This window comes from Streptomyces sp. NC-S4 (genome assembly GCF_054353315.1).
Genome location: NZ_CM135937.1, coordinates 7150757 through 7174006, shown reverse-complemented (window position 1 = coordinate 7174006; position 23250 = coordinate 7150757). Strand labels below are relative to the sequence as shown.

The 23250-nt window shown below is 72.6% G+C and carries 18 protein-coding genes and 1 pseudogene; 5 read left to right on the top strand and 14 right to left on the bottom strand.

The window, feature by feature from the left end:
• Positions 1-6: 6 nt before the first annotated feature.
• Positions 7-567, bottom strand: coding sequence for a DUF6434 domain-containing protein (locus ACXNSR_RS32240; RefSeq protein ID WP_458638874.1), 561 nt, complete (start codon positions 565-567; stop codon positions 7-9).
• A 111-nt stretch (positions 568-678) separates the two neighbouring features.
• Between ACXNSR_RS32240 and ACXNSR_RS32235 the strand changes: the two genes are divergently transcribed.
• On the top strand, positions 679-1260 hold the full coding sequence (locus ACXNSR_RS32235) for a hydrolase (RefSeq protein WP_458638873.1): 582 nt from the start codon (positions 679-681) through the stop codon (positions 1258-1260).
• Positions 1261-1340: 80 nt separating this feature from the next.
• Positions 1341-3311: a CASTOR/POLLUX-related putative ion channel gene (locus ACXNSR_RS32230; protein WP_458638872.1), complete on the top strand. Its 1971-nt coding sequence runs from the start codon at positions 1341-1343 to the stop codon at positions 3309-3311.
• A 19-nt stretch (positions 3312-3330) separates the two neighbouring features.
• On the opposite strand, the gene ACXNSR_RS32225 is transcribed toward ACXNSR_RS32230, so the two are convergent.
• The 4 genes from ACXNSR_RS32225 to ACXNSR_RS32210 form a co-directional block, all read right to left on the bottom strand.
• Positions 3331-5292 (bottom strand): flavin monoamine oxidase family protein, encoded by a 1962-nt coding sequence (locus ACXNSR_RS32225; RefSeq protein WP_458638871.1) that lies wholly within the window; start codon positions 5290-5292, stop codon positions 3331-3333.
• A gap of 138 nt (positions 5293-5430) precedes the next feature.
• Positions 5431-6168, bottom strand: a complete 738-nt coding sequence (locus ACXNSR_RS32220) for a carbonic anhydrase (RefSeq protein ID WP_458638870.1) — start codon at positions 6166-6168, stop codon at positions 5431-5433.
• A gap of 233 nt (positions 6169-6401) precedes the next feature.
• On the bottom strand, positions 6402-8219 hold the full coding sequence (locus tag ACXNSR_RS32215) for an ABC transporter ATP-binding protein (protein ID WP_458638869.1): 1818 nt from the start codon (positions 8217-8219) through the stop codon (positions 6402-6404).
• A 179-nt stretch (positions 8220-8398) separates the two neighbouring features.
• Positions 8399-9556, bottom strand: a complete 1158-nt coding sequence (locus tag ACXNSR_RS32210; RefSeq protein WP_458638868.1) for an agmatine deiminase family protein — start codon at positions 9554-9556, stop codon at positions 8399-8401.
• Positions 9557-9713: 157 nt separating this feature from the next.
• Here ACXNSR_RS32210 and ACXNSR_RS32205 point away from each other — a divergent pair, with 157 nt between their 5' ends.
• A complete protein-coding gene (locus tag ACXNSR_RS32205) occupies positions 9714-10388 on the top strand; it encodes a TetR/AcrR family transcriptional regulator (protein WP_458638867.1) in 675 nt (224 codons plus the stop codon).
• 10 nt (positions 10389-10398) lie between these two features.
• Here the strand turns inward: ACXNSR_RS32205 and ACXNSR_RS32200 are convergent, their stop codons facing one another.
• The 9 genes and pseudogenes from ACXNSR_RS32200 to ACXNSR_RS32160 all read right to left on the bottom strand — a co-directional run bounded on the left by ACXNSR_RS32200 (position 10399) and on the right by ACXNSR_RS32160 (position 21164).
• Positions 10399-11223: an ABC transporter ATP-binding protein gene (locus tag ACXNSR_RS32200; RefSeq protein WP_458638866.1), complete on the bottom strand. Its 825-nt coding sequence runs from the start codon at positions 11221-11223 to the stop codon at positions 10399-10401.
• The gene (locus ACXNSR_RS32195; protein WP_458638865.1) at positions 11213-12238 is read right to left on the bottom strand and encodes an ABC transporter ATP-binding protein; all 1026 of its coding nucleotides are present in this window, start codon (positions 12236-12238) and stop codon (positions 11213-11215) included. Before ACXNSR_RS32195 ends, ACXNSR_RS32200 begins: the two co-directional genes overlap by 11 nt.
• On the bottom strand, positions 12235-13089 hold the full coding sequence (locus ACXNSR_RS32190; protein WP_458638864.1) for an ABC transporter permease: 855 nt from the start codon (positions 13087-13089) through the stop codon (positions 12235-12237). The genes ACXNSR_RS32195 and ACXNSR_RS32190 overlap by 4 nt, the downstream gene beginning before the upstream one ends.
• Complete coding sequence (locus ACXNSR_RS32185; RefSeq protein ID WP_458638863.1) at positions 13086-14048, bottom strand: ABC transporter permease; 963 nt, start codon at positions 14046-14048, stop codon at positions 13086-13088. The genes ACXNSR_RS32190 and ACXNSR_RS32185 overlap by 4 nt, the downstream gene beginning before the upstream one ends.
• A complete protein-coding gene (locus ACXNSR_RS32180; RefSeq protein WP_458638862.1) occupies positions 14045-15718 on the bottom strand; it encodes an ABC transporter substrate-binding protein in 1674 nt (557 codons plus the stop codon). The genes ACXNSR_RS32185 and ACXNSR_RS32180 overlap by 4 nt, the downstream gene beginning before the upstream one ends.
• Positions 15719-15774: 56 nt before the next feature.
• Positions 15775-16788 (bottom strand): agmatine deiminase family protein, encoded by a 1014-nt coding sequence (locus ACXNSR_RS32175; RefSeq protein ID WP_458638861.1) that lies wholly within the window; start codon positions 16786-16788, stop codon positions 15775-15777.
• A 647-nt stretch (positions 16789-17435) separates the two neighbouring features.
• Entirely contained in the window at positions 17436-18017 is a 582-nt protein-coding gene (locus tag ACXNSR_RS32170; protein WP_458638860.1) for a TetR/AcrR family transcriptional regulator, read from the bottom strand.
• A 122-nt stretch (positions 18018-18139) separates the two neighbouring features.
• Positions 18140-19168: pseudogene (locus ACXNSR_RS32165) on the bottom strand (agmatine deiminase family protein).
• A gap of 256 nt (positions 19169-19424) precedes the next feature.
• Entirely contained in the window at positions 19425-21164 is a 1740-nt protein-coding gene (locus ACXNSR_RS32160; protein WP_458638859.1) for a serine/threonine-protein kinase, read from the bottom strand.
• Positions 21165-21279: 115 nt separating this feature from the next.
• Between ACXNSR_RS32160 and ACXNSR_RS32155 the strand changes: the two genes are divergently transcribed.
• Both ACXNSR_RS32155 and ACXNSR_RS32150 read left to right on the top strand, forming a co-directional pair.
• Positions 21280-21876, top strand: coding sequence for a TetR/AcrR family transcriptional regulator (locus ACXNSR_RS32155; protein WP_458638858.1), 597 nt, complete (start codon positions 21280-21282; stop codon positions 21874-21876).
• A gap of 191 nt (positions 21877-22067) precedes the next feature.
• Complete coding sequence (locus ACXNSR_RS32150; RefSeq protein WP_458638857.1) at positions 22068-23225, top strand: agmatine deiminase family protein; 1158 nt, start codon at positions 22068-22070, stop codon at positions 23223-23225.
• Positions 23226-23250: the final 25 nt, after the last annotated feature.

Below are 23250 nucleotides of genomic sequence, written 5' to 3'. Positions count from 1 at the left end.
CGGCGGTCAGTCCCGGGGGCGGGCCCGGTGGGCCTGCCACGCGGCCAGGGCCTCGGCGCGGGCCCCGTCCGGGTTCCGGCCGTGCCAGGCCCGCAGGAACCGGTTGAACTCGAACTGCGCGCCCACCTCCTGGGGTTCGGCCGCCCGGGCGCGCGTCGCGTGCCAGTGGGCGACGGCATCGGCGAGGGTGTGCCCCGCGTGCTGGGCGACGTAGTCCCGCATGAAGGCGTCGAAGTGGAAGCCGGGTCCGATCTCGCGGACGAAGTAGGCACGCAGCACCTGGCTGCAGCGCTGGCCCGGCGGGATCACGGTCGCGCCGGTGACGGGGGCGGTGAGCTGGCGCCCGGCGCGGCGCGCCGCGGGGGCCGCCGGGGCGGCGGGCGCGGGGAGTCCGTCGAGGGCGGCGGCGAGCCGCGCGGTGACGGCCGCCTTGCCGCCGCCGGCCGACAGGCCCATCTCCCGTGCGAGCGCGCTCAGTTCGGCCAGTGTCCAGTACCAGCGCAGCAGCTCGGTCCCGGTCAGCGCGCGGGTCAGGGCGGGCCGGGCTTCCTCCCTATTCGTACTCACGTTCCCATATTAGGGGTGGGCGAGCCTGCGGGAGGGCCAGGAGGGCCGGGGAAATCGGGGGCCCGCCTTGTACGTTGTGCCCCTATGTCCCATCTTGTCGGAGGAGACCTCATGACCGCCGAACCCCATCGCCTCACCCTCGGCGGGGACACCGCCCTGGTTCTCATCGACCTCCAGACGGGCATCCTCGACCGGCCCGCCGCGAAGCCCACCCCCGAGATCCTGGGGAAGGGGATCGCGCTCGCCGAGGCGTTCCGCGCCCACCGGCTGCCCGTGGTCCTGGTCAAGGTGGCGTGGTCCCCGGACGGCGGCGACCTGCCCACCGCGAACGTGGACCGCCCCGGCCCGGCCGCCGCCCCGCCCGCCGCCTTCTCCGAGATCCCGGCCGAGCTGGCCGACCTCGGGGACGTGGTCGTCACCAAGCGCCACTGGGGTGCCTTCACCGGTACCGAACTCGACCTCCAGCTGCGCCGCCGCGGCATCCACCGCATCGTGCTGGCCGGCATCTCCACCAGTGTCGGAGTCGAGTCCACCGCCCGTACGGCGTGGGAGCTCAGCTACGACCTGGTCTTCGCGGAGGACGCCACCGCCGACACCGACCCCGAGTCCCACGCCCATACCTTCGGCAAGATCTTCCCGCGCATCGGCAGGGTCAGCACCACGGACGAGATCATCGCGGCGCTGCACCCCTGACCGGCCGCGCCCCGGGGGCGGTTCACCCGTAACCGAGCGGGCGCCCGCGGGTTAGCAGCGGGGAAGACGAGGGGGTTCTCATGGCGCAGCGGCACACGACGACCTTGGCGCTGCGCCTGCGGTACAGGTTCGACAACCTGATGGCGGGGGGAACCACCGCGCTCATCGGATGGTTCGCCCTGGCCTGTCTCGCCGTCGTGGTCCCGGCGAGCACGGTGCTCGTCTGGGCCGACCGGGCCGCGCCGGCGACCCTCTCCGGCCGGCTCGCCGCCGTATGGGTCAGCGTCGGACAGACCCTCAAGATCGGGGGCGCGGTCGGGTCGCCCCTCTACGTGCTGGCCTCCGTGGCCCTCGCCCTGGTCGCCCTGCTGTTCGTGTCCACGCTGGTCGGTCTGATCACCACCGGCATCAACCGGCGCATCATGCTGCTCCGGCGCGGCCACTCCACCGTGCTGGAGTCCGGGCACACCGTCCTGCTGGGCTGGTCGGACCAGATCTTCCCGGTGGTCGGGGAGCTGGTGGCCGCGAACGCCAACCAGCGAAGGGCCGCCATCGCCGTCCTCGCGCCCAAGGACAAGGTGGAGATGGAGGAGGAGATCGCCACCTCCGCCGCCGCGACCGGCACCGGCACCGGCACCGGCACGACGCGGATCATCTGCCGCAACGGGCGCACCACCGACCCCGCGGAGCTGGCCCGGGTGAGCCCGCGGACCGCGAAGGCCGTGCTCGTCCTGCCCCCCGAGGGGGACACCGGCGACGCCCAGGTGGTGAAGACGCTGCTCGCCCTCGGCGCCGCGGTCCCCGAGGGAGGCGGGGCGGTGGTGGTCGCCGCCGTGCGCGACACCCGCAGCCATCTCACCGCCCGGCTGGCCGCCGGGCGCGGCGGTCACGTCCTGTGCGTCGACGACATCATCGCCCGGCTCCTCGTCCAGACCGCCCGCGAACCCGGTCTCTCGCTCGTCTACCAGGAACTGCTGGACTTCGCGGGCGACGAGTTCTACACCGCCGCCGCCCGGGGCCTGGCCGGACGCACCTTCGGCGAGGCCCTGCTGGCGTTCACCACGTCCTCGGTGGTCGGGCTGCTGCACGCCGACGGCGCCGTCGCGCTCAATCCGGACCCCGGTACGGCGATCGGCCCGGGCGACCGGATCATCCTGATCTCCGAGGACGACGACACGGCCGTACCGGCGGACGCGTCCTCGTGCGTCGACGAGGAGGCGATCGTCACGGCCCGCCCCCGGACGGCCGAGGCTGCACGGCTGCTCCTCCTCGGCTGGAACCGGCGCGCCCCGCTCCTCGTGGAGCAGCTCGACCGGTTCGTCGGTCCCGGGAGCACGCTGGACGTCGTATCGCTCGCCGACGACGTGCGCACGCGCGCCGCCACCGGGGTCGCGGGGGCGCACGGCAGCCTCGAAGTGGCCTTCCGCAGCGGGGACATCACCGATCCCGGGCTGCTGGCCAAGCTGGACGTGCCCGCGTACGACAGCGTGATCGTCATCGGCGAGACGGGCCACGAGCCCCTCCCCCGCGCGGCGGCGGCGCCCGCCCGCGCGATCGACCTCGGCCTCGCGCCGGAGACCGGGACGGAGACGGACGACCGGACGCTGGTCACCCTGCTGCATCTGCGGGCCATCGGGGAGGCGGCGGGCCGGGAGCTGTCGCTCACCACGGAGATGTCCGACGACGGCAACCGGCTGCTGGCACCCGCCCGGGAGGGCGCCGACTTCATCGTCAGCGGCCGCCTGATCAGTCTCCTGATGACCCAGATCTCGGAGAGCCCCTATCTCGCCGCCGTCTTCGAGGAGCTGTTCGAGGCGGAGGGGAACGAGCTCCACCTGAAGCCGGTCGCGGACTACGTGCGCACCGATCGCGAGGTGACGTTCGCGACCCTCGTCGAGTCGGCGCGGCGGCGCCGCGAATGCGCGGTCGGCTACCGGCTGCGCGCCGAGGCCGCCACGGGCCCCGCCTACGGCGTGCGGCTCAATCCGGACAAGGGGCAGCGGGTCCGCTTCGGCGAGCACGACTGGCTGATCGTGCTCGCCGAGAGCTGAGGCCCGGTCAGAGGTCCGGTCAGAGGGTCGAGTGGACCTCCAGGGCGGTGCGTACGGCGGACTCCAGGGCCCCCTCGATCCACGCGGGCTTGATGGAGGTGTGGCACCCGGCGAAGTGCAGGTTCCCCTCGGCCTTGCGGACGTGCGGGAAGAGTTCGGTGTGCTGGCCGGGCAGCAGCACGGAGGCCTCGCCGTAGGCGTACGGATCGCGCATCCAGGACTGGGTGCGCCCGACGCCGGTGTAGAAGACCTCGATCCGCTGCCCGAACACCTCCTGCACCCCGGCGAGCGCGCGCGGGTAGCGCTCCTCGTCGTCCAGGGAGTCCCACTTCAGGGCGTCGTCCGACCAGCTGTAGGAGGCGAGCACGACCCCGCCCGCGCTGCCCTCGACGGGGTAGGAGGGCTGGAACATGAAGCGGTTGGGGTTGTCGGTGGCCGAGCCGCCGCCGATGACGCGGGCCGCCTCGGGCTGGTCCCGGGTGACCGCGCGGCAGGCCGCGTAGTGCGCCCGCTGCCCGCTGGAGATGCCGCGGTCGGCGACGGACGAGTGCGCGCCCAGCAGGGTGCCGTCCGCCGGGGTCCGCCCGAGCTGGTACGCGCGGTACAGGCCGGGCCGGACCGCCTCCAGCTCGCGCTTCCAGTCGGCCTCGTCGAACTCCCACCAGCGGCGGCTGAATTCCAGCAGCACCTTGGTCGCCGCGTCGTAGTGCAGCTCGGTGATCGCGCGCCGCTTGCCGTACGAGAGCGCGGGCGCGACCGGGATGTGGCGCAGCCCGGAGAAGGGCACGGTGATGATCGCGGTGTCGCCGGTGAAGGTCTCGCGCCGCACGGGGCTGCCGCCGCGGCCCTCGGAGACGGTCTCGATGCTGACCCCGCTCTCCCCGTGGGTGATCCGGGTGGCGCGGCGGTCGAGCCGGACGAGGTCGTCGACGCGGGCGTAGAGGGCGTCGACCAGGGTGGCGGTACCGCCGGGCAGTTCGAAAAAGGCGGTGTCCGGGCTGATCAGCGAGGCACCGATGAAGCTGTGCACGAAGGCGAGGTGCAGTCGGGAGGTGAGGTTCTCGACGGTGCCGATCAGGTCGATCGTCCGCTCGTCGAGCTTGGCCTCCTCGGTCAGGTAGCGGTACATCGACATGTGGCCGTATCGCTGGATCACGCGGGCCCAGCCCTCGACGAGCTGCTTGTCCTTCTTGCCCTCGATCTCCCTGCGCACGGGGGCGAAGGCGTTGCGGACGATCTGCGCGGCGGGCAGGGCCTCGTAGGCCGCCGGGACCCCGAAGGACTTGTTGAGGGCCTGCGGGCTGCGCGCGTAGTCGGCGCGGCGGACGCGGATTCCGTTGACGAAGATCCACGTACGGTAGGCGGGGCGGCCGGCCCCGTCGACGTCGACCAGGTGGAAGCGCCTGCGCTTCAGGCCGAGACCGTCGATCAGCCCGGTGACCAGGGGGTGGCTGTCGGGAATGCGCATCGCGCCGGCCTCGGCGTACTGCTTCGGGTCGGCGAAGGGGGCCGCGGACTTCTCGTGGCCGCCGGTGCGGAAGGTCTTGATCCGGCCGCCCACCCGGTTGCCGTTGGCCTCGATGACGGTGACCCGGTGGCCGGCCTCGCGCAGCAGGTGGGCGGCGGTGAGCCCGGCGGGGCCGGCGCCGACGATCAGTACCTTCTTGCGGGTACGGGACCGGGGCAGGCCGTTCTTCAGCAGGATGTCGGAGTAACGGGGCACCAGGGGCTCGTCGTCCTCGTCCCGTACGAGGACGGCCCGGGCGATGGTCAGGCAGGTCTCCCAGTCGGCGCTCGCCGGGCCGGTCGGGGCCTGCGGGGTCCCGGCGGAGGCGGCCGCGACCGAAAGGCCGCCGACTCCGGCGACCGCGGCCGCACCGGCGATGACCTTCCGGCGGGAAGGGCGGCGGGAGGGCGCCGGGGCGGGCTCGCCGGAGGGGCCGGGCGTGGGATCGGGCGTGGGCACGGGTTCGATGATCATGTATCAACTGTCCCGGCCCCCAAGCGCCTTGAGCGCCCAAAGGCACCCCTGCGGCGAACAACCACCCGGACGTGCGGTTCGGGCCGCGCGAGGCTGACGAACTGGGATTCGTGGCGAGCCGGACCCGGACCGCTGGGGTCAGCCGAGCCGGCGCACCCGCTGGCTGGTGAGTTCGTACCGGGCCGCGACCACGGCGAGGTCCCCGGCCGCGACCTTGGCGGCGAGCTCCGGTTCCGCGGCGAGCCGCGCCCGCACCAGCCGTACGTTCGCGGTGATCGCGGCGTCGATCCGCGCGGCCCCGCGCAGCGTGTGGTCGATCGCCGGGTGGATCTGCTCGACCAGGTACTGCATGTGACCCGGCAGCGGGGGCCCGCCCTCGTCGGCCCGGACGGCCGCGGCGACCGCCCCGCACGACTGGTGACCGAGGACGACGATCAGCGGGATGCCCAGTTCGAGGACCCCGTAGGCGATGCTGCCGAGCACCGCCTCGTCCAGGACCTCGCCCGCCGACCGTACGGTCAGCAGATCGCCGAGGCCCTGGTCGAAGACCAGCTCCGGGGGAACGCGGGAGTCGACGCAGCCGAGGACGACGGCGAACGGGTGCTGGCCGCCGACCAGGGTCTGCCGCACGGTCCGCGTCTCGTCGGGGTGCCGCTCGTGCAGGGTCCGCCAGCGCGCGTTGCCCGTCTCCAGCTCCCGTAGCGCGGACAAGGGGCTGGCGGGCCGGGTCCTTCCGGGGCCGCCGGCGACGGGGGCGTCCGGGGCGCGGGGGGAACCGGCCACCAGGCCGGCTCCCAGGGCCACCGTGCCGGTCAGTACCACCCGGAGCAGCCGGCGCCGCCCCGGGCCGCCATGACTTTCCTCATGGATGCTCATATCAGAACAAAATATGCACATCCGCTCCCGAAGGGCGGGTGCCGCTCTCGGGCGGGACGCGCGGCGGGGCGTTCCGGGCCAGGACCCCGCCCGGGAGCAGCGGCACGGCGTCCACGGCTCAGGAGCACGAGCGAACCGCGTCGTCCCGGGCGCCGGGGCAGCGGTGGTGGTTCGGGCCCGGTCCGGTCGTGGTGCCGGGCATGACCGGCACCACGACCGGACCGTGCCTGCCGTCAGCCGAGTTCCGAGCGCGCGGCGGAGGTGTCGTCGAGGAAGCCCCCCGACTGGTGCTGCCACAGCTTCGCGTAGGGACCCTCCGAGGCGAGCAGCTCCTGGTGCGTACCGTGCTCGACGATGCGTCCGCGGTCGAGGACGACGAGCCGGTCCATGGTCGCGACCGTACTCAGCCGGTGCGCCACCACGAGGGCCGTGCGCCCCTCCATGAGCCGCCACAGCGCCTCCTGGACGAGGATCTCGCTCTCCGAGTCCAGGGCGCTGGTGGCCTCGTCGAGCAGCAGGATCGGCGCGTCGCGCAGGATCGCCCGCGCGAGCGCGACGCGCTGGCGCTGTCCGCCGGACAGCTTGACGCCGCGCTCGCCCACCATGGTGTCGAAGCCGTCGGGCAGGGCGTCGGTGAACTCCGTGACGTGCGCCGCCTCTGCCGCGCGGCGGATCTCGGCCTCGGTGGCGCCCGGCCGGGCGAAGGCGATGTTCTCCCGCAGGGTGCGGTGGAACATCGCCGGGTCCTGCGGGACGTAGGCGATCAGGCTGCGCAGGTCGGCCTGGCGCAGCCGGGTGATGTCCTGGCCGCCGATCAGGATCCGGCCGGATTCGACGTCCGTCATCCGCATCAGCAGCCGGGTGAGCGTGGTCTTGCCTCCCCCGGACCGGCCGACGAGGCCGATCTTCGTGCCGGCGGGCACGTCCAGGTCGAGGCCCTCGAAGAGGGGTCTGCCGCCGCCGTGGGCGAAGGTGACCCGCTCGAAGCGGACGTCGCGGGACCCGGGCCGCAGCGGCTCGGGGGATGCCGGGTCGAGTACGGTCGGCGGGGTGAGCAGCAGTTCGGTGAACTGTGCGGCCTCCGTCATCGAGCTCTCCAGCCGACGGTAGATCTGGTTGAACTCGAACATGATCCGCGTCGCGCTGGCGTAGTAGGTGAAGGCGACGATGACCGCCTCCACGCCGTGCTCTCCCCCGCCGAGCGTGACGGCCAGCAGCAGGCCCAGCGCGTTGGTCAGCACGGACATCGGCGCGACGACCGTGTCGATCCGCAGGTTGCCGTAGTCCCAGGAGCGCAGGGTGAGCCGGCGCGACTGCGCGACGCGCGAGCGGTGCTCGGCCGCCTCGCGTTCCTCGGCGGCGAAGGCCCGGACGGTGTCCATGTTCATCAGGCTGTCGGCGACGTGGCCCGACACCCGGGCGATCGCCTCCTCGCGCTGGGCGACGAGGCCCTGGCGGCGCCGGATCAGCGGCGCGACGCCCAGTGCCGTGACGGCGATCAGGATCAGCAGTCCGGCCACGAGCAGCGGGTCGTACTGCCACAGCACCACGGAGGCGAACACCAGCGGTACGAAGCTGCCCATCACCGAGAAGGTCAGGGTGTCGACGAACTCCTCGAAGCGGGAGGCGAAACTGAGTACCCGTTTGGTCAGCGACCCGGCGAAGTTGTCGTGGAAGAACGCGGCGTCCTTGGCGAACAGCTCGTCCATGCCGACGACGTACAGGCGCTCGATGCCGCGGGCGTCGAGGCGGTTGAGGCAGTGCAGGCCCAGGCGCCACAGCGCCTCCGCGAGGAGCAGGACCCCGGCGAATCCGAGGACGTAGGGCAGCATCGTGTCGACGGTGGTTGCGGCACCCCCGGCGATGCGGCCGACGAGTTTGGCGACGATCAGTGGCGCGATGTAGTTGATGCCGATGTTGCCCAGCGCCGGGAGCAGCATCGCGGGTGCGGTCAGCCATCGGAGGCGGACCAACTCCCTTCCGTAGTAACGAAGTGCGAGGATGACCGGGCCTTTGCCCGGTGGACTGTCGGGCGGTTCAGGCGTTCCCATTGCAACCCTGTGCTGTCGTGTGCGGGCGGTTTGCAGGAACTGGAAGTGTCCCGTGACGGCATCCGCGCGGTCCAAGGATTTTCCCGAATGGCGGTATCTCGTACCCGTTCGCGCCCGCGTACGCCGGAGGGCCGTTCCGGATCGCTCCGGAACGGCCCTCGTGGTGTGCGGGTGCCCGGTTACGGGACGGGCTGCTGCTGGGTGACGCAGTGGATACCGCCGCCTCCGGTGCCGAGCCGGTCGATGTTGAGCTGCTCGACGGTGCGGCCGGGGTAGAGCCGGGCGAGGGTGGCCTTGGCCGCGGTGTCGGCGCGGGTGTCGCCGAAGTGGGCACTGATGACGGCGCCGTTGCACAGGTAGTAGTTGGCGTAGGAGGCGAGGAAGTCCGGGTTGGTGGAACGGATCTTGTTGTAGTCGGGCCCCTGGATCTGGTCGACCGCCATGCGCGTGCCGTCGGCGGCGGTGGCCGCGGAGAGGATCTGGTACTGCTGGCGGGCGTCCTTGGCGTACACGTCGTTGTCGGAGGCCAGGGGCATCTGGACGGCGGCCCGGCCGGGGGCGAGGAAGCGTGAGGTCGCGTCGACGTGGTCGTCGGTGATGTCCTGGCCCTTGACGCCGTCGAACCAGATGACCTTGGAGGCGCCGTAGGCGGCGAGCATGGCGGACTCGATCTGCGCCTCGGTCCTGTTGGGGTTGCGGTTCTTGTTCACCAGGCTGCTGCGGGTGGCCATCAGGGTGCCGGCGCCGTCCTGCTCGATCGCGCCGCCCTCGCCGACCAGGGCGGCGGCGGTGAAGGGGACCCCGACGTAGGAGGCGATCCGGCCGGCGACCAGGTTGTCCCGGGAGTGGGCCTGCTTCTTGCCCCAGCCGTTGAAGTTGAGGCCGACGGCGTCCAGACCGCCGGATCCGTTGGTGCGGAAGACGGGGCCGGTATCGCGCATCCAGCAGTCGTCGACGGGGATGGTGCTGATGACGGTGACGGTGGAGCCGCACATCGAGCGGGCCTTGGCGGCGCCGGCGGAGTTGGCGCAGATGTAGACCGGCTCGTACTTGGCGATGGTGCGCGCGATGAGCGCGATGTCCTGCTGGACGCCGCCGAGCGTGTTGCCCCAGATCGAGGTGGAGTCCGGCCAGGCCATCCAGGTGCGGGTGTGCCGGACGTCCTCGATCGGTACGCGGAAGGCACCTGCGGCCGCCGGGCGGATCGCCGCGGCGGCGCCGGCCCGCCCTTCGGTCGCCGCGAGGGCGGCCGCGGCGGCGGTGAGTCCCGCCGCCGCGAGGAACCTGCGCCTGCCCATGCCCTCGCCCACGGGGCGGTTCATTGCGTGATCGTTCATGTGGGGGTCCTCCGATGGCTCAACTCCCCGCGGGGACAGCGGGGTTGACCGGAAAGCTAAAACTGGCCAAGCGCTCGGTCAATAGTTTGGACGAGGTCATTCCGGTGGATCACCGAAAGCCCCAGGTCGCGGACCGAAGGCTGGTTAGAGTGACGCCATGGCAGCTGTCGCGAAGGACTCCGGGGACCGGCCGGCCACTCCCCCTGCAAGGGCCGGCCGGCCACGGGCCTCGGCGAAGGGCGAACTGACCCGGGCGCGGCTGATCGCCGCCGCGCGGACCCTGCTCGCGGGAGAGGCGGGCGAGGGCTTCACCACCCGCAACGTCGCCGCGCTGTCAGGCGTTTCGCACGGAATGTGCCACTACCACTTCCAGGACCGGACCGATCTCGTCCTGGCGGTCATCCAGGACATCCGACCGGAATGGATCACACCGCTGGAGGCGGCGGTGTCCGGCTCCGGGCCCTTCGCCGAGCGCGCCGAACGGGTCGTCCAACTGCTCGGCCGGCCCGAGGGCGCCGAGCTCTCCCACCTCCATTCCGCCCTGCACTGGCAGGCGTTGAACGACGCCCGGGTCCGGGAGAGCCTGGAAGCCGAGTACCGGCGCTGGCGCGCCTGCTTCGTCGCCCTCTTCCAGGTCCTGGCCGACGAACGCGGCGGGGACCTCGACCCGCGCCCCCTGGGACTGGCCGTGGCCGCGGCCGTGGACGGCCTGGCGGCCATGGACTCCCTCGGCGCCGACGGCGGTACGGGCCAGATCCTGCGGACCCTGATCCGTACCCTCGCCGCGGGAGCCGGATCGGAAGCCGCCCCGGGAGCCGGATCCGGGCCGTGACCGGCCCCCGCTACAGCGCCCGGCGGGCCGCGGCGATCGCCTCCGGATCCCATCCCGGGCGGGGCACCGACTCCAGGAGCAGCCGGGTGTACGGGTGCCGGGGCGCGGCCAGCACCTCGGCCGTGGAACCCGCCTCGACGATCCGGCCGTGGCGCATCACGACGATCTCGTCGGTGACGCACCGAACGACGCCCAGGTCGTGGGTGATGAACAGGTACCCGATGCGGGTCTGCTCCCTGATGTCCGCGAGCAGGTTGAGGATCTGCGCCTGTACGGACACGTCGAGCGCCGCGACCGCCTCGTCCAGGACGAGCACGGACGGCTCGACGGCCAGGGCCCGGGCGATGGCGACGCGCTGACGCTGGCCGCCGGACAGCTGGCGCGGCAGGGCGTCGGCGGCCCGGGTGCCCAGACCCACCTGGTCGAGCAACTCCCGTATCCGCGCGGCGTGGTCCCGGCCCGGGAAGTGCAGGCGCAGGGTCTCGCGCAAGGCCGCCTCGACGCTGGTCCGCGGATCGAGGGAGAGGTACGGGTCCTGGAAGACCATCTGGACCTCGCGGGCACGGGCCAGGCGCCGCGCACGGCCGCGGCCCCCGCCCCCGCCCCGCGCGATCCGGTTCCGGCCGCCGACCAGGACCTCGCCCCCGTCGGCCCGTTCCAGTCCGACGACGATCCGCGCGGTGGTGGTCTTGCCGGAGCCGGACTCCCCCACGATCCCCAGCGAGCCGCCTTCGGGGAGGACGAAGGACACGTCGTCCACGGCACGCACGGCTCCGTAGGAGCGGCGCAGCCCCGTGACCTCCAGGACGTTGTCGGGAAGTCCGCTATCGGGCATCGACGGTGCTCCCTTCGAGCCGGTCGCTGTGGTGGCAGGCGGCCAGGTGCCCCGGCCGGCCCGGGGCGGCCACCGGCTGCGGGACCTGCTGGTCGCAGACCTCCGTGGCGAGCGGGCAGCGGGCGGCGAAGGCACAGCCGTGGAGGGCCTGGCGCAGGTCCGGCGGCTGGCCCTCGATGGCGGCGAGCCGGCCGCGCGGGCCGTCCATCCGCGGGGTGGAGGCCAGCAGGGCGGCCGTGTACGGGTGCCGGGGGCGCGCGAAGAGGGCCTCGGCGGGCCCGCTCTCGGCGATCCGGCCCGCGTACATGACGTAGACGCGGTCGCTGATGGCGGCCGCGAGGTCGAGGTCGTGCGTGACGAACAGCAGGCCGGTGCCGAAGCGGGCGCGGAGCCCGGCCAGCAGGGCGACGACCTCGGCCTGGGAGGTGACGTCCAGCGCGGTGGTGGGCTCGTCGGCCAGCAGGAGGACGGGGTCCCCCATGAGGGCCGCCGCGATCACCACGCGCTGGAGCATGCCGCCGGAGACCTGGCCGGGGTACTTGCGCAGCACCTCCGGGTCCAGGCCCACGGCCTGCAGCAGCTCGGTGGCGCGCGCGGTCGCCCCGGCCCGGCTCATGGCCCGGGTCAGGGTGACGCTCTCGGTGAGGAAGTCCCCGATGCGGCGCAGGGGGTTGACGGCCGCGCGCGGATCCTGGAAGACCATGGCGACGGCGGAGGCGCGTACGGTGCGCAGCCGGTCGGCGTCCATGGTGAGGACGTCCTCGCCGCCGACGCGCACGGCTCCTTCGACGACGGCTCCGGGCGGCAGCAGGTTCAGCGCGCTGCGCGAGGTGAGGCTCTTGCCGGAGCCGGACTCTCCGACGAGGGCGACGGTCTCACCGGTGGAGACGGTGAGGTCGACGCCGTCGAGGACGGGCCGGGCGGTGCCGGGGAGGGTGATCCTCAGCCCTTGGACGTCGAGGGTGGGCGTGGGCGACGCGGGGTGCGGCGGTTGGGGTGGTTGCGGCGGGGTCATCGGGCCCTCCTGGCTATGCGGTCGGCCCAGCGTTCGCCGACCACGTTGAAGGCGACCACGGTCAGCACGATGAAGGCGCAGGGCAGGATCGCGGACAGCGGGTAGCCGTGCTGGATGGCGGTCTGGCCGTCGAAGACCATGCGGCCCCAGTCGGGGGTGAGGGCGGGCACGCCGAGCCCGAGGAAGGACAGTCCGGCCAGGTCCATCAGGGCGTAGCCGAAATTGATGGTGGACTGGGCGAGGACGACGGGGGCGATGTTGGGCAGGATGTGGCGCAGGCAGATCTGCAGCGCCGGGTGGCCCTGGACCTGGTAGGCGCTGACGTACGGGCGGGCCCGTTCGGCCAGGACGAGGGACCGGGTGAGGCGGCTGACGTAGGGCAGGTAGGCCACGGCGAGGGCGATGACCGGGGCGAGCAGGCCCTCTCCATAGACCGAGATGATCAGGATGGCCAGCAGCATGCCGGGGAAGGCGAAGACGAGCTCGGTGCTGCGGGAGAGCACGGAGTCGATCCAGCCGCCCCGCCAGGCCGCCGCCGTGCCGATGGCGATGCCGGCGACGGTGGAGAAGGCGACGACGCCGAGCGGTCCGAGCAGCGAGGTACGGGCGCCGAGCAGCAGCCGGGAGAGGGTGTCGCGGCCGGCCGCGTCCACGCCGAGCGGGTGCGCGGCCGAGGGTGCGGCCAGCGCGTTGCCGAGGTCGACGGCGTTGGGGTCGTGGGGTACGAGCCAGGGCGCGAGCAGGGCGGCCAGGACGACGACGGCGACGAACACCAGGCAGACCAGGTGGAGCGGGGAGCCGGCGGCACGGATCCGGGAGAGGCCGGGCCGGCGGGTCAGGACGGCGGTCATGCGGCGGCGCTCCTCGTTCCGAGGGTGACCCGGGGGTCGACCAGGGGCAGCAGCAGGTCCACGACCAGGTTCACGATCATGAAGAGGGCCACGATGATCAGGGAGATCGCCTGGACGGTCGGGAAGTCCTTGGTGGTGGTGGACAGTTCGAGGAGCTGGCCGATGCCGCCGATGCTGAAGGCCGTCTCCACCAGGATGGTGCACACCAGCAGCGTGGAGACGATCAGGCCGCCGGTGGTCAGGACGGTGCCGAGCGAGTTGCGGAAGACGTGGCGCCCGATGACCTGGCGTTCGGGGACGCCCCGGCTGCGGGCGACGGTGACGTGGTCGCTGTCGAGGGCTTCGAGCATGGCGGAGCGGGTGACCCGGGCGAGCATGCCGATCAGGTAGAGCGCGAGGGCGATGGAGGGGAGCGTGAGGTGCCAGAGCCTGTCGCCGAGGCCGCCGTCCCCCGCCCCGCTGCTGGGGAACCAGCCGAGGTTGACGGCGAAGAGGCCCTGGAGCAGGACCGCGGCGACGAAGGACGGGGTACCGACCGCGAACGTCGTGGTGACGAGGATGGCGGAGTCGGTGGCCCCGCCGCGCACGGCGGCGATCCGGCCGAGGAGGAGGCCGACGGCGACGACCACGACGAGCGACATCACGATGAGCAGCAGGGTGGTGGGCAGGCGGTCCGCCAGCAGCCGCGAGACATCGGTGCGGTAGGTGATCGACCGCCCGAAGTCGCCCTGCAGTACGTCGCCCAGCCACCGGAAGTACCGCACGAGGAAGGGGTCGTCCAGGTGGTACTGGGCGTTGATCGAGGCCAGCGCCTCCGGGGAGGCCGAGCGGCCGGCGAGCAGGAAGCTCGCCGGGTTTCCCGGTGCCAGGTACATGGCCCCGAAGACCACGAACGAGGCGGTCAGCAGGGTGGCGGCCATCTCCGCCACCCGCCGCAGCGCGAATCTGACGAAACTCACTGAGCGGCCCCCACGTCGGCGGCCCACGGGTAGTACATGTACGCGATGGTGGTGGGGGCGCCGGTGATCCGCTTGTTCATGAACAGCGCGGTGGGCCACTCGGCGACCGGGATCCACAGCAGCTGGTCCGAGGCGTGGTGCTGCAGCTTCGCCTCGATGTCCATCCGCTCCTCGACCGGGTAGACGGCGCTCGCCCGGTCGACGAGCTTGTCGTACTCGGGGTCGCTGTAGCCGGCGAAGTTCATGTACGCGCCGGTCTTGAAGTTCTGCAGCAGGTCGAGCGGGTCGGTGATCGAGTCGTAGTAGGTGAGCGGGAACATGTCGATGCCCTCGCGCGCCTGGGGGTCGGTGAACAGCGCCGTGAAGGCGTTCGGGGCGATCGTCTTCAGCTGGATGTCCAGGCCGATCTGCGTGCCGGCCGCCTGGACGGCGGTGGCGAGGAGGGAGACGTCCTGGCCTATGGAGCTGGTGGCCACGGTCAGCGTCTTGCCGGTGGCGCCGGCCTCCTTGACCAGGGCCTTGGCCTTCTCGATGTCCTGGCCGGTGGGCGGCAGGCTGTCGAAGGCGGTCTTCAGGGTGCGCTCGGGGGCGGCGGCCCAGGCGGCGCGGGTGGTGAGGGAGTTGGTGACGGTGCCCGCCCCGCCGAGGCCGGCCTTGACGAAGCCGGAGCGGTCCAGCGCCAGGGACAGCGCCCGGCGGACCCGTATGTCGCCGAGGGGGCCCTGCATGTTGGTGACGTTGACGTTGACCGTGCTCAGGCCCTCGCCGAAGTAGAGGGTGCCGGTGCCGCTGTTCTTGAGGCGGGCGTAGCTCTCGGTGGGGATCAGGTAGCCGCCGTCGGCCTCCCCGCTGAGCATGGCGTTCGTGCGGGCGGAGGGATCGGTCAGGACCCGGAAGACGGCCTTCTTCGCCTTGGCCTTCTTGCCCCAGTATCCGTCGAAGCGCTCCAGCTCGATCGACTGGCCCTTGTTCCACGTACCGAGCCGGAAGGGGCCGCTGCAGCCGAGGCCGCCCGTGGTGCCGTAGTCCTTGCCGGCCGCCTCGACGGCGGCCTTGGAGGCGACCACGCCGGCGGCGGTGGCCATGTACTGGGGGAACTGCGAGTCGGGCTTGTTGAGCTTGACGGTGACCTGCAGCGGGCCGCTCTTGGTGATCGAGGCGACGTTCTGGAACACCTGGGCCCAGGCGGCTGCGTTGTCGGGGTCGCTCTGGCGGCCGAGGCTGAAGACCACGTCGTCGGCGGTCATCTCCTTGCCGTCGTGGAAGCGGACGCCGGGGCGCAGGTCGTAGACCCAGGTGGTGGGGTCCGGGTTGGAGGCCTTCTGGGCGAGACCGGGCTCCGTGGTGAGGCCCGGGGTCCAGCGCATCAGGCTCTCGCACACATTGGACAGGACCGTGTTCTGCGGGTAGTCGAAGGCCACCGTGTAGTCGAGGGTGGGCGGTTCGGCGTAGACGGCCCAGGTGAAGGAGTCGATCTCGCCGCCGGCCTCGGGCGTGGACGGCGACAGCCGGACGTCGGTGACGCCTCCGGCGTTCTCCTTCGGCGGGCCGGAGCAGGCCGCGAGGAGGGAGACGGCCGTCAGGGCGGCGGTCGCGGCCGTGGCAACGGGGCTGAGCCGGCCGCGCCGGCCGCGGAAGCGTCTGCCGGTGCGGGGCGGGGTGGTGGTCATCGTCGCGCTCTCTATTCCGTGAGGGATGCGGGGGGAGGAGCGGGCGGTTTCCCGGGTCAGACGGTGGTCCGCACCGCGGGGATCTGCTGGGTGATGCAGTGGACTCCGCCGCCGCCGAACGCGATGGCGAGCGCCCGTACCCCGACGACCTTGCGGCCCGGGTAGGCCGTGGCGATCACGGCGAGGGCCTCCTCGTCCTGGGGCACGCCCGCCACCGGGACGACGACGCCGCCGTTGGCGACGTAGTAGTTGAGGTACGACACCTCGATCTCGCCGTCGGCCAGGTCGGCGAAGGCGGTCTGCGGCACCTCGATGATCTCCAGGCGGCTGCCGCGGGCGTCGGTGGTTGCCTCCAGCACGGCGCGGTTGGCGCGCATGCGGGCGTGGTCGGGGTGGTCCGGGTCGGAGGGCAGGGAGACGACGACCGTGCCCGGGGCGGCGAAGGCGCAGACGCCGTCGACGTGCCCGTCGGTCTCGGTGTCGAGCAGCCCGCCGTACGGGAGCCAGATGACCTTGGTGACGCCGAGCCGGGCCTTGAGCTCGGCCTCGATCTGGTCGCGGGTCATGCCGGGGTTGCGGTTCGGGTGCAGGAGGCACTGCTCGGTGGTGATCAGGGTGCCTTCGCCGTCGACGGTGACGGCCCCGCCCTCGAGGATCATGCCGGAGGGGATGCGGTCGATCCCGAGGTGATCCAGCAGCAGGCCGCTGATCCGGTCGTCGGCGTCGAACGGGTGGTGCTTGCGGCCCCAGGCGTTGAAGCGGAAGTCCACTCCGGCGCGGTTGCCGTCGCCGTCGAGGACGAAGAGCGGGGCGGAGTCGCGGAACCAGGAGTCGTCGAGCGGCAGCTCGATGACGGTGACGCCGTCGCCGCACAGGGTGCGGGCGTCCTCGGCGAAGCCGGGCGGGGCGACCATCGTGACGGGCTCGAACGCGGCGATGGCGCGGGCGACGTTCGCGTACTCCTCCTTCACGTCGGCGAGCACGCTGCCCCACAGGTCCTCGCGGGTGGGCCAGGCCATCAGACAGCCGTCGTGCGGGGACCACTCGGCGGGCATACGGAAATCGGTCATCGGATGTCTCATTTCTTGCGTGGGTGGAGTCTTCCACTCGACTGAAAATTCAGTCAAGAGCGAAGTCGTACGGAAGGCAGGGAGTGCGGAAGTGTGGGAGCACGGGAGTGCGGGAGTGCGGGAGGGCCGGAAGGAGCGACCAGCGGAAGAGGGGCGGCTCAGGGAGGCCGGCCGGGCCGGGCCGGGCCGGCCGCGACACAGGAGCCCGGCTCGCCGTCGAGCCCGACCGGCCCGGTCCGGGCGTTCACGCCGGCATCGGCGAGGCGGGCGCCGTCGGCCGCACCTCTCGACCCGATATCGTCATGATCGCTCCTTCCTCCGGAAGGCCGGGCGGGGATACGGCCGGGGCCGGGGCGCCGCCGTCCGGATGCGTGATGCGCGAGACGGCGACCGGAGGCCGGTGGTGCGCCGGGGGCACCTCAAGGGGTACGCCGAGGAATGCGGGCCGACCGGCGGTCCGAAGGGGCGGGAGGTTCAGCCCACCCTGCTCGGAATCCCCACTCTGGCATTGACTGAAAATTCAGTCAAGAGTCTGAACGGCCCCCGGCCCGCAAGGAACCACGGGAAACGAACAGCAGGCGAGCAGGAGTACCGCAGGAGGCAAGCGAAAGACGCGGGGGCGCGGAACAGCCCCCGGCCGGCGGGCGTCAGTGCTGCCCGAGCCCCGCGAGCTCGGCGTCGATGGCGCCCCGCATCAGCTCGCGGGCGTGGTCGATCCTGATGCCGCCGCTCAGCCAGCGCATGCTCAGCCCCTCCAGCAGGGCGGTGAGCCGCTCGGCGGCCCCGGCCAGCGCGGAGGCCGGCACCATCGGCCGGACCTGGCCCAGCAGGGCGGCCACTTCCTGGACCCACACCAGGGTCGCCCGCGCCAGGTCCTCGCGCAGGACCTCGTCGAAGACGGCGCTCGCCCGCAGTTCGCCCCAGGCCGAGCTGTTCTCCCGTACCTCCACGGTGTCCTGGAGTTCCAGCAGGAGGGTCTCCTCCAGCTCTTCGCGCGGGGTCAGCGGCGGATCGTCCGGATCGCGTTCGGTGGTGTAGCGCTCGGCGCGGTCGTTGATGAACTCCAGCGTCTGGCGCAGGACGCCCGTACGGTCCTTGAAGTGGTAGTAGATCAGGGCGGTGGAAACGCCGGCCTCGGCCGCGAGCTCCTCCACGCGCAGCCCGCGTACACCGCGGCGGGCGATCACCCGGGCGGCAGCTTCGAGGATCTGAGTACTACGAGACGACATGCTCCGCACCTTACCGGGATGATCGGGTGCGTACGTACGCGGCCCGTGACCGGCTGTACCGGAGGGCGCGCGGGCCGCCCCGGCGGGCGGCGGCGTCCGCGCCGGCCGGGGCGGCCCGGCCATCAGAGCACCGGCGGCGCGGCCGGGTGGGACTGGGTGGCGCAGTGGATGCCGCCGCCACCGGAGGCGATGCCGTCGATCAGGAGCTGCTCGACGCGATGACCCGGGTAGGCGGCCTGGAGGATGGCGTAGGCGACGCCGTCGGCGTAACCGTCGCCGAACCGCGGCGCGATCACCGCGCCGTTCGCCGTGTAGTAGTTGGTGTAGCTGGACAGGAACTCGTCGCCCCGGCCGCTGATCTCGCGCCGGTCCGGGCCGGGCAGCTCCGTGATGGACAGGCGGCGGCCCCGGGCGTCGGTGGCGCTCTGCAGGGCCCGCTTGGTCTCCTCGTAGACGGCCACCCACTTCTTGTCCGCGACGGGGCCGGGCTTGTCGAGGATGACGCGGCCGGGACCGACGAAGCGGGCCAGGCAGTCGATGTGGCAGTCGGTGATGTCCTCGCCGGCGAGGCCGGGCACCCAGATCACCTTGTCGATGCCCAGCGCCGTCTTCATGGCCTACTCGACCTGGGCCTGGCTCATGCCCGGGTTCCGGTTGGCGTTCACCATCGAACTGACCGTGGCCAGCAGGGTTCCCTCGCCGTCGGTCTCCAGCGAGCCGCCCTCGCCGACGAAGCCGGCCCGGATCCGGTTCACTTCGTACTCGGCGAGGAGCGTGCGGGCCGCCGCCGCGTCGTTGGCGAAGGGCTGCGCGTACTTCGTACCGGCCTTGCCCCAGCCGTTGAAGTTGGTGTCCACACCGGCGACGGCACCCGGGGCGACGACGAAGGTGGGGCCGAAGTCGCGGATCCAGAGGTCGTCGTTGGGTATGTCGATGACCTGGATGCCGTAGTAGGCGCCCAGTCCGCACTGGTAGCGGGCCTCGGCGACCTGGCCGGGGCGCGCCAGCACCACGACCGGCTCGTAGCGCGAGATCGTGTGGGCCACCTCGGCGATGTCCCTGCGCACCGCCGAGAGGCCGCTGCCCCACACCGAGGAGAGGGCAGGCCAGGCCATGTACGTCCGGACGTGCCGGTCGGTCTCGGCGGGCATGCGGAGCGTGCCGGTGCCGTTCTGGGCGGCCGAGGCCGTCTGCACCAGCGACGGGAGGGCGGAGCCGAGGGCCGCGAGCGGCACGGCCGCCGCGCCGAACTGGAGCACTCGCCGGCGAGAGGTGCGGGGGTTCATATCCATGGTGACTCCCTGATGAGGAGGGGCGGGATGGACGGCATCCTCGCCCTAACTGAAAATTCAGTCAACCTTCGCCGCGTGTCGGCGCGCCGCGCGGGCCCGGTTCCGCTTCCGGGCATCAGGCCTTGCGGAAGTGGTCCACGGCGATCGTCACGGACCCTGCGGGGGTAGCCTCCACGAGCCGTACGATCGCGACTTCCCGCTGGTCAGGGCTTCGTACGCAGAAGGGGCGCTCCTTGGCGAGCGCCTTGAAGGGCAGGGTCGTCACGGGCCGGGTCTCGATGCCCCGCGCGCAGTCGTCCGGGGTCAGCTCTCCGCTTCCGTCCGCGACGAAGGCGTCCGACTCCTCGGAGAGGAGAAAGGCGTCGGAGCCGCGTGCGAGGTACCAGGCGGCCGTCTCGACGGGGACCACTTTTCCGGCGCGCAGGTCGAACTCGTAACCGGAATCCGGCGCGGTGAGCTCGGCCTGCGCATATCCGGGCACGTACGCCGAGGCCGTCGGCCGGGGCGGGGCGGCAGCGGGCTCCGCGGCGGGGGCTTCGCCCTCCTCCGGGGGGAAGCCGAACCAGTAGGCGCCGCCGCCGCAGGCCAGCAGGGCCGCGGCGGCCAGGGCGACCACGGGCAGCCGGCTCCGGTCGCGCCGCCGGTCACGCCGGGCCGGGATCACGGGGGCGACGGGGGCGACGGGGGTCGCGGGGGCCACGGGTGCAGCCGGGCCCACGGGGGCAGCCGGGGCCATGGGGGCCGACGGAGTCACGGGGGCCGCCGGGCCCGCCCCCGGGGCGTACGGCATCGTCCCGCCCGGCCCGGGGGCGGGGTACGCGGCCGCCGCCCTGGTCGCCTGGAGGTGCTCCGGAACGGGCGGCCCCGGCCGGCCGGACCCGGCGGACCCGGCGGACCCGGCGGACCCCGCGGGCGCCGCGGGCGCCGCGCCCGGGTCGTCGGCGCCGGCCCGGCCCCCGACCTCCTCCAGCACCGGCCGGGGCAGCCAGCCGTCGGTGAACTCCGGCCGCGGGCCCACGAGCGGGTGCGCATGGACGGCGGCGATCAGATCGGCGGTCGTGGGACGGTCCTGCGCGGACTTGGCCAGGCACCACGACAGCAGGCCGTGCAGCTCAGGGGGGATCCGGCCGAGGTCCGGGTGCTCGTGGACCACCCGGTACAGGGCGCCGGACTCCGGCCCGTTCCCGAAGGGCGGGACCCCGCCCGCCACGAACCCGGCGAGCGCCCCGAGCGCGAACACGTCGGTCGCCGGCGTCACCGGATGGCCCAGCGCCTGCTCCGGCGCCATGAAGGCGGCGGTGCCGATCCGCAGGCCGACGCCGGTCAGGGCGGCGGCGTCGGCGGCGCGCGCGATGCCGAAGTCGATCACCCGCGGCCCGTCCCCCGCCACGAGCACGTTCGCCGGTTTGAGGTCCCGGTGGACGACGCCCACCCGGTGGATCTCCTGGAGGGCCTCGGCGATGCCGGCGACGAGCAGCAGCACCGTGCGCACCGGCAGCGGCCCGTGCCGCTGCACGACCTGGTGCAGCGAGGGGCCGGGTACGTAGGCCGTGGCCAGCCACGGGGTGTGGTCGTCCTCGCCCGAGTCGACCACCTGAGCCGTGAACAGGCCGTGGATCCGGCGGGCGCTCGCCACCTCCTGGGCGAAGCGCTCGCGGAACTCCGGATCCGCGGCGAACTCCCGCCGCACCGCCTTCAGCGCGATGGGCCGGCCACCCGGCGTGTACGCCAGGTAGACCACCCCCATGCCGCCGGAGCCGAGCCGGGCGTGGAGGCGGTAGCCACCGATCTCGTGGGGGTCGTCGGCGGACAGGGCCGTGAGGGCGGACTGTACGCCGGGAGTCTGAGCGAACATGCGGTGGCTCTTTCAACGATGCGGCAATGACCTGGGGCGCATCGTGCCGCTAACTAAAGTTTCAGTCAATGTGTGACAATGCGAGACGCACACCGCCAGAAGGGAGGATCGACCGGTGTCGGATCGAAGAAGGGCCATCCTGGAGGGCGCCGCCCGGGTCATCGCGCGCCGCGGGGTCCGCGGACTGCGGGTGACCGACCTGGCCGCCGAGGCCGGCGTGTCGACCGCCTTGATCTACTACCACTTCAAGGACCGGACGGGCATCCTGCGGCACGCCCTGGCCTTCATCGGCGACCGGGCCGACCGCTACACGGGCGCCGCCGAGGAGGCGGACGCCGCCCCCCTGGCCGGGGACCCGCGCCGGCTCCTGGAGCGGATCCTGCTGCTCGAGTTCCAGGACCTGCCCGAGGTGCGCGAGAACAGTACGGCCTGGGGGGAGCTGCGGGCCCACACGATCTTCGACCCGGAGCTGCGCGAGGAGCTCACCGCGGCCGGCGCGGCCTGGGTGGAGGAGGTCGCCGGCCTGCTGGCCGCCGCGTGCCCGTCGGCGCCGGGCTCCGCCGTCGGCGCCGCCGCCGAGCGGCTGACCGCCCTCCTGGAGGGCCTGAGCGGCCGCTGGCTGAGCGGCCTGCTGCCCGTGGCGCACGCCCGTGACCTGATGCGCGGGGCAATCGGAGTCGAGATCGGCAGGCTCGGTTCCCTCACCACGTAAATTGACTGAAATTCCAGTCAGTGCAACAGTGGACGACATCCGGCCGCACCATATTCCCGTGCGTACCGGACGTTCTCGGTGCAAAGCGTGCACCCTTTGGATAGGGCCCGGCCGCCGGCCTGTGCCACGCCTCCCGTGCCCGCCCTGGCCGGACGCCCCTCGCTCCGCCAGCACACGATCGGAGTCCCCCCGTGTCGTTCACTCCCCCCACCCGCCGCTCCGTCCTCCGCACCTTCGCCGGGATCGGCGCCGCCGTCTTCGGCGCGGCGGCCTGCGGGCCCGCCGAATCCGGTACGCGGCCCGGCGCCGCCGGCTCCTCCCAGCCCGCCCCGGACGGAAAGCGCCGGTTCGGCGCCGAGTGGGAGAGCCACACCCGCACCTTCATGTCCTGGCCCGCCCTCGCCTCGGTCTGGGAGCGGGACCTGCCCTACGTACGCGAGGACATCGCGCGGATCGCCCGGGCCGTCGGCGACTACGAAGAAGTGATCATGATGGCCCGGCCCGACCAGATGGACGCGGCCCAGAAGGCCGTCGGCTCCCAGGTCGAGGTCATTCCCCTCGCCGTCGACGACCTGTGGGCCCGCGACACCGTCCCCGTGTTCGTCGAGGAGGGCGCCAAGGTCGTCGGCGTCGACTTCAACTTCAACGGCTGGGGCAACAAGCAGGAGCACACGAACGACGCCCAGGTCGGGCGCCTGCTGCTGCAGAAGTACGGGATCCCCCGGGTCCAGGCCCCGCTCGTCGCCGAAGGCGGCTCCTTCGAGACCGACGGCGAGGGCACCCTGATGGTCACCGAGAGCTCCATCGTCAACGACAACCGCAACAAGGGGAAGTCGCGGGACACCATCGAGGCCGAGCTCAAGCAGACCCTGGGCGTCCAGAAGGTCATCTGGCTGGCCGGCGTGCGCGGCGAGGACATCACCGACGCGCACGTGGACAGCCTCGTACGCTTCACCGCCCCCGGCGTGGTCCTGCTGGACCGCGCCCACCCGGGCACCCCGCCGGACTCCTGGTCCCGCTCCGCCGACCAGGCCAAGTCCGTCCTGTCGAAGGCGACGGACGCCCGCGGCCGCCGTTTCGAGGTCATCGACCTGCCGCAGCCCGACCTGAACCGGATCACGGGCGAGGGTGACGACTTCGTCTCCACCTACGCCAACTTCTACGTCGCCAACGACTCGGTGTTCATGCCCCAGTTCGGCGACCGCAAGGCGGACGACCGCGCCCGCGGCATCCTGCGGGAGCACTTCCCCAAGCGGGACGTCGTCATGGTGAAGATCGACACCATCGCCTCGGGCGGCGGCGGCATCCACTGCTCGACCCACGACCAGCCCGGCAAGCCCGCCGCCTGATCCGGCCCCGCACCCTCACCGCCGC

Bases quoted from the DNA above. Each gene is read 5' to 3' on its own strand.
- ACXNSR_RS32235 (WP_458638873.1), top strand. From the start codon at position 679: ATGACCGCCGAACCCCATCGCCTCACCCTCGGCGGGGACACCGCCCTG.
- ACXNSR_RS32230 (WP_458638872.1), top strand. From the start codon at position 1,341: ATGGCGCAGCGGCACACGACGACCTTGGCGCTGCGCCTGCGGTACAGG.
- ACXNSR_RS32225 (WP_458638871.1), bottom strand. From the start codon at position 5,292: ATGATCATCGAACCCGTGCCCACGCCCGATCCCACGCCCGGCCCCTCC.
- ACXNSR_RS32220 (WP_458638870.1), bottom strand. From the start codon at position 6,168: ATGAGCATCCATGAGGAAAGTCATGGCGGCCCGGGGCGGCGCCGGCTG.
- ACXNSR_RS32215 (WP_458638869.1), bottom strand. From the start codon at position 8,219: ATGGGAACGCCTGAACCGCCCGACAGTCCACCGGGCAAAGGCCCGGTC.
- ACXNSR_RS32210 (WP_458638868.1), bottom strand. From the start codon at position 9,556: ATGAACGATCACGCAATGAACCGCCCCGTGGGCGAGGGCATGGGCAGG.
- ACXNSR_RS32205 (WP_458638867.1), top strand. From the start codon at position 9,714: ATGGCAGCTGTCGCGAAGGACTCCGGGGACCGGCCGGCCACTCCCCCT.
- ACXNSR_RS32200 (WP_458638866.1), bottom strand. From the start codon at position 11,223: ATGCCCGATAGCGGACTTCCCGACAACGTCCTGGAGGTCACGGGGCTG.
- ACXNSR_RS32195 (WP_458638865.1), bottom strand. From the start codon at position 12,238: ATGACCCCGCCGCAACCACCCCAACCGCCGCACCCCGCGTCGCCCACG.
- ACXNSR_RS32190 (WP_458638864.1), bottom strand. From the start codon at position 13,089: ATGACCGCCGTCCTGACCCGCCGGCCCGGCCTCTCCCGGATCCGTGCC.
- ACXNSR_RS32180 (WP_458638862.1), bottom strand. From the start codon at position 15,718: ATGACCACCACCCCGCCCCGCACCGGCAGACGCTTCCGCGGCCGGCGC.
- ACXNSR_RS32175 (WP_458638861.1), bottom strand. From the start codon at position 16,788: ATGACCGATTTCCGTATGCCCGCCGAGTGGTCCCCGCACGACGGCTGT.
- ACXNSR_RS32170 (WP_458638860.1), bottom strand. From the start codon at position 18,017: ATGTCGTCTCGTAGTACTCAGATCCTCGAAGCTGCCGCCCGGGTGATC.
- ACXNSR_RS32160 (WP_458638859.1), bottom strand. From the start codon at position 21,164: ATGTTCGCTCAGACTCCCGGCGTACAGTCCGCCCTCACGGCCCTGTCC.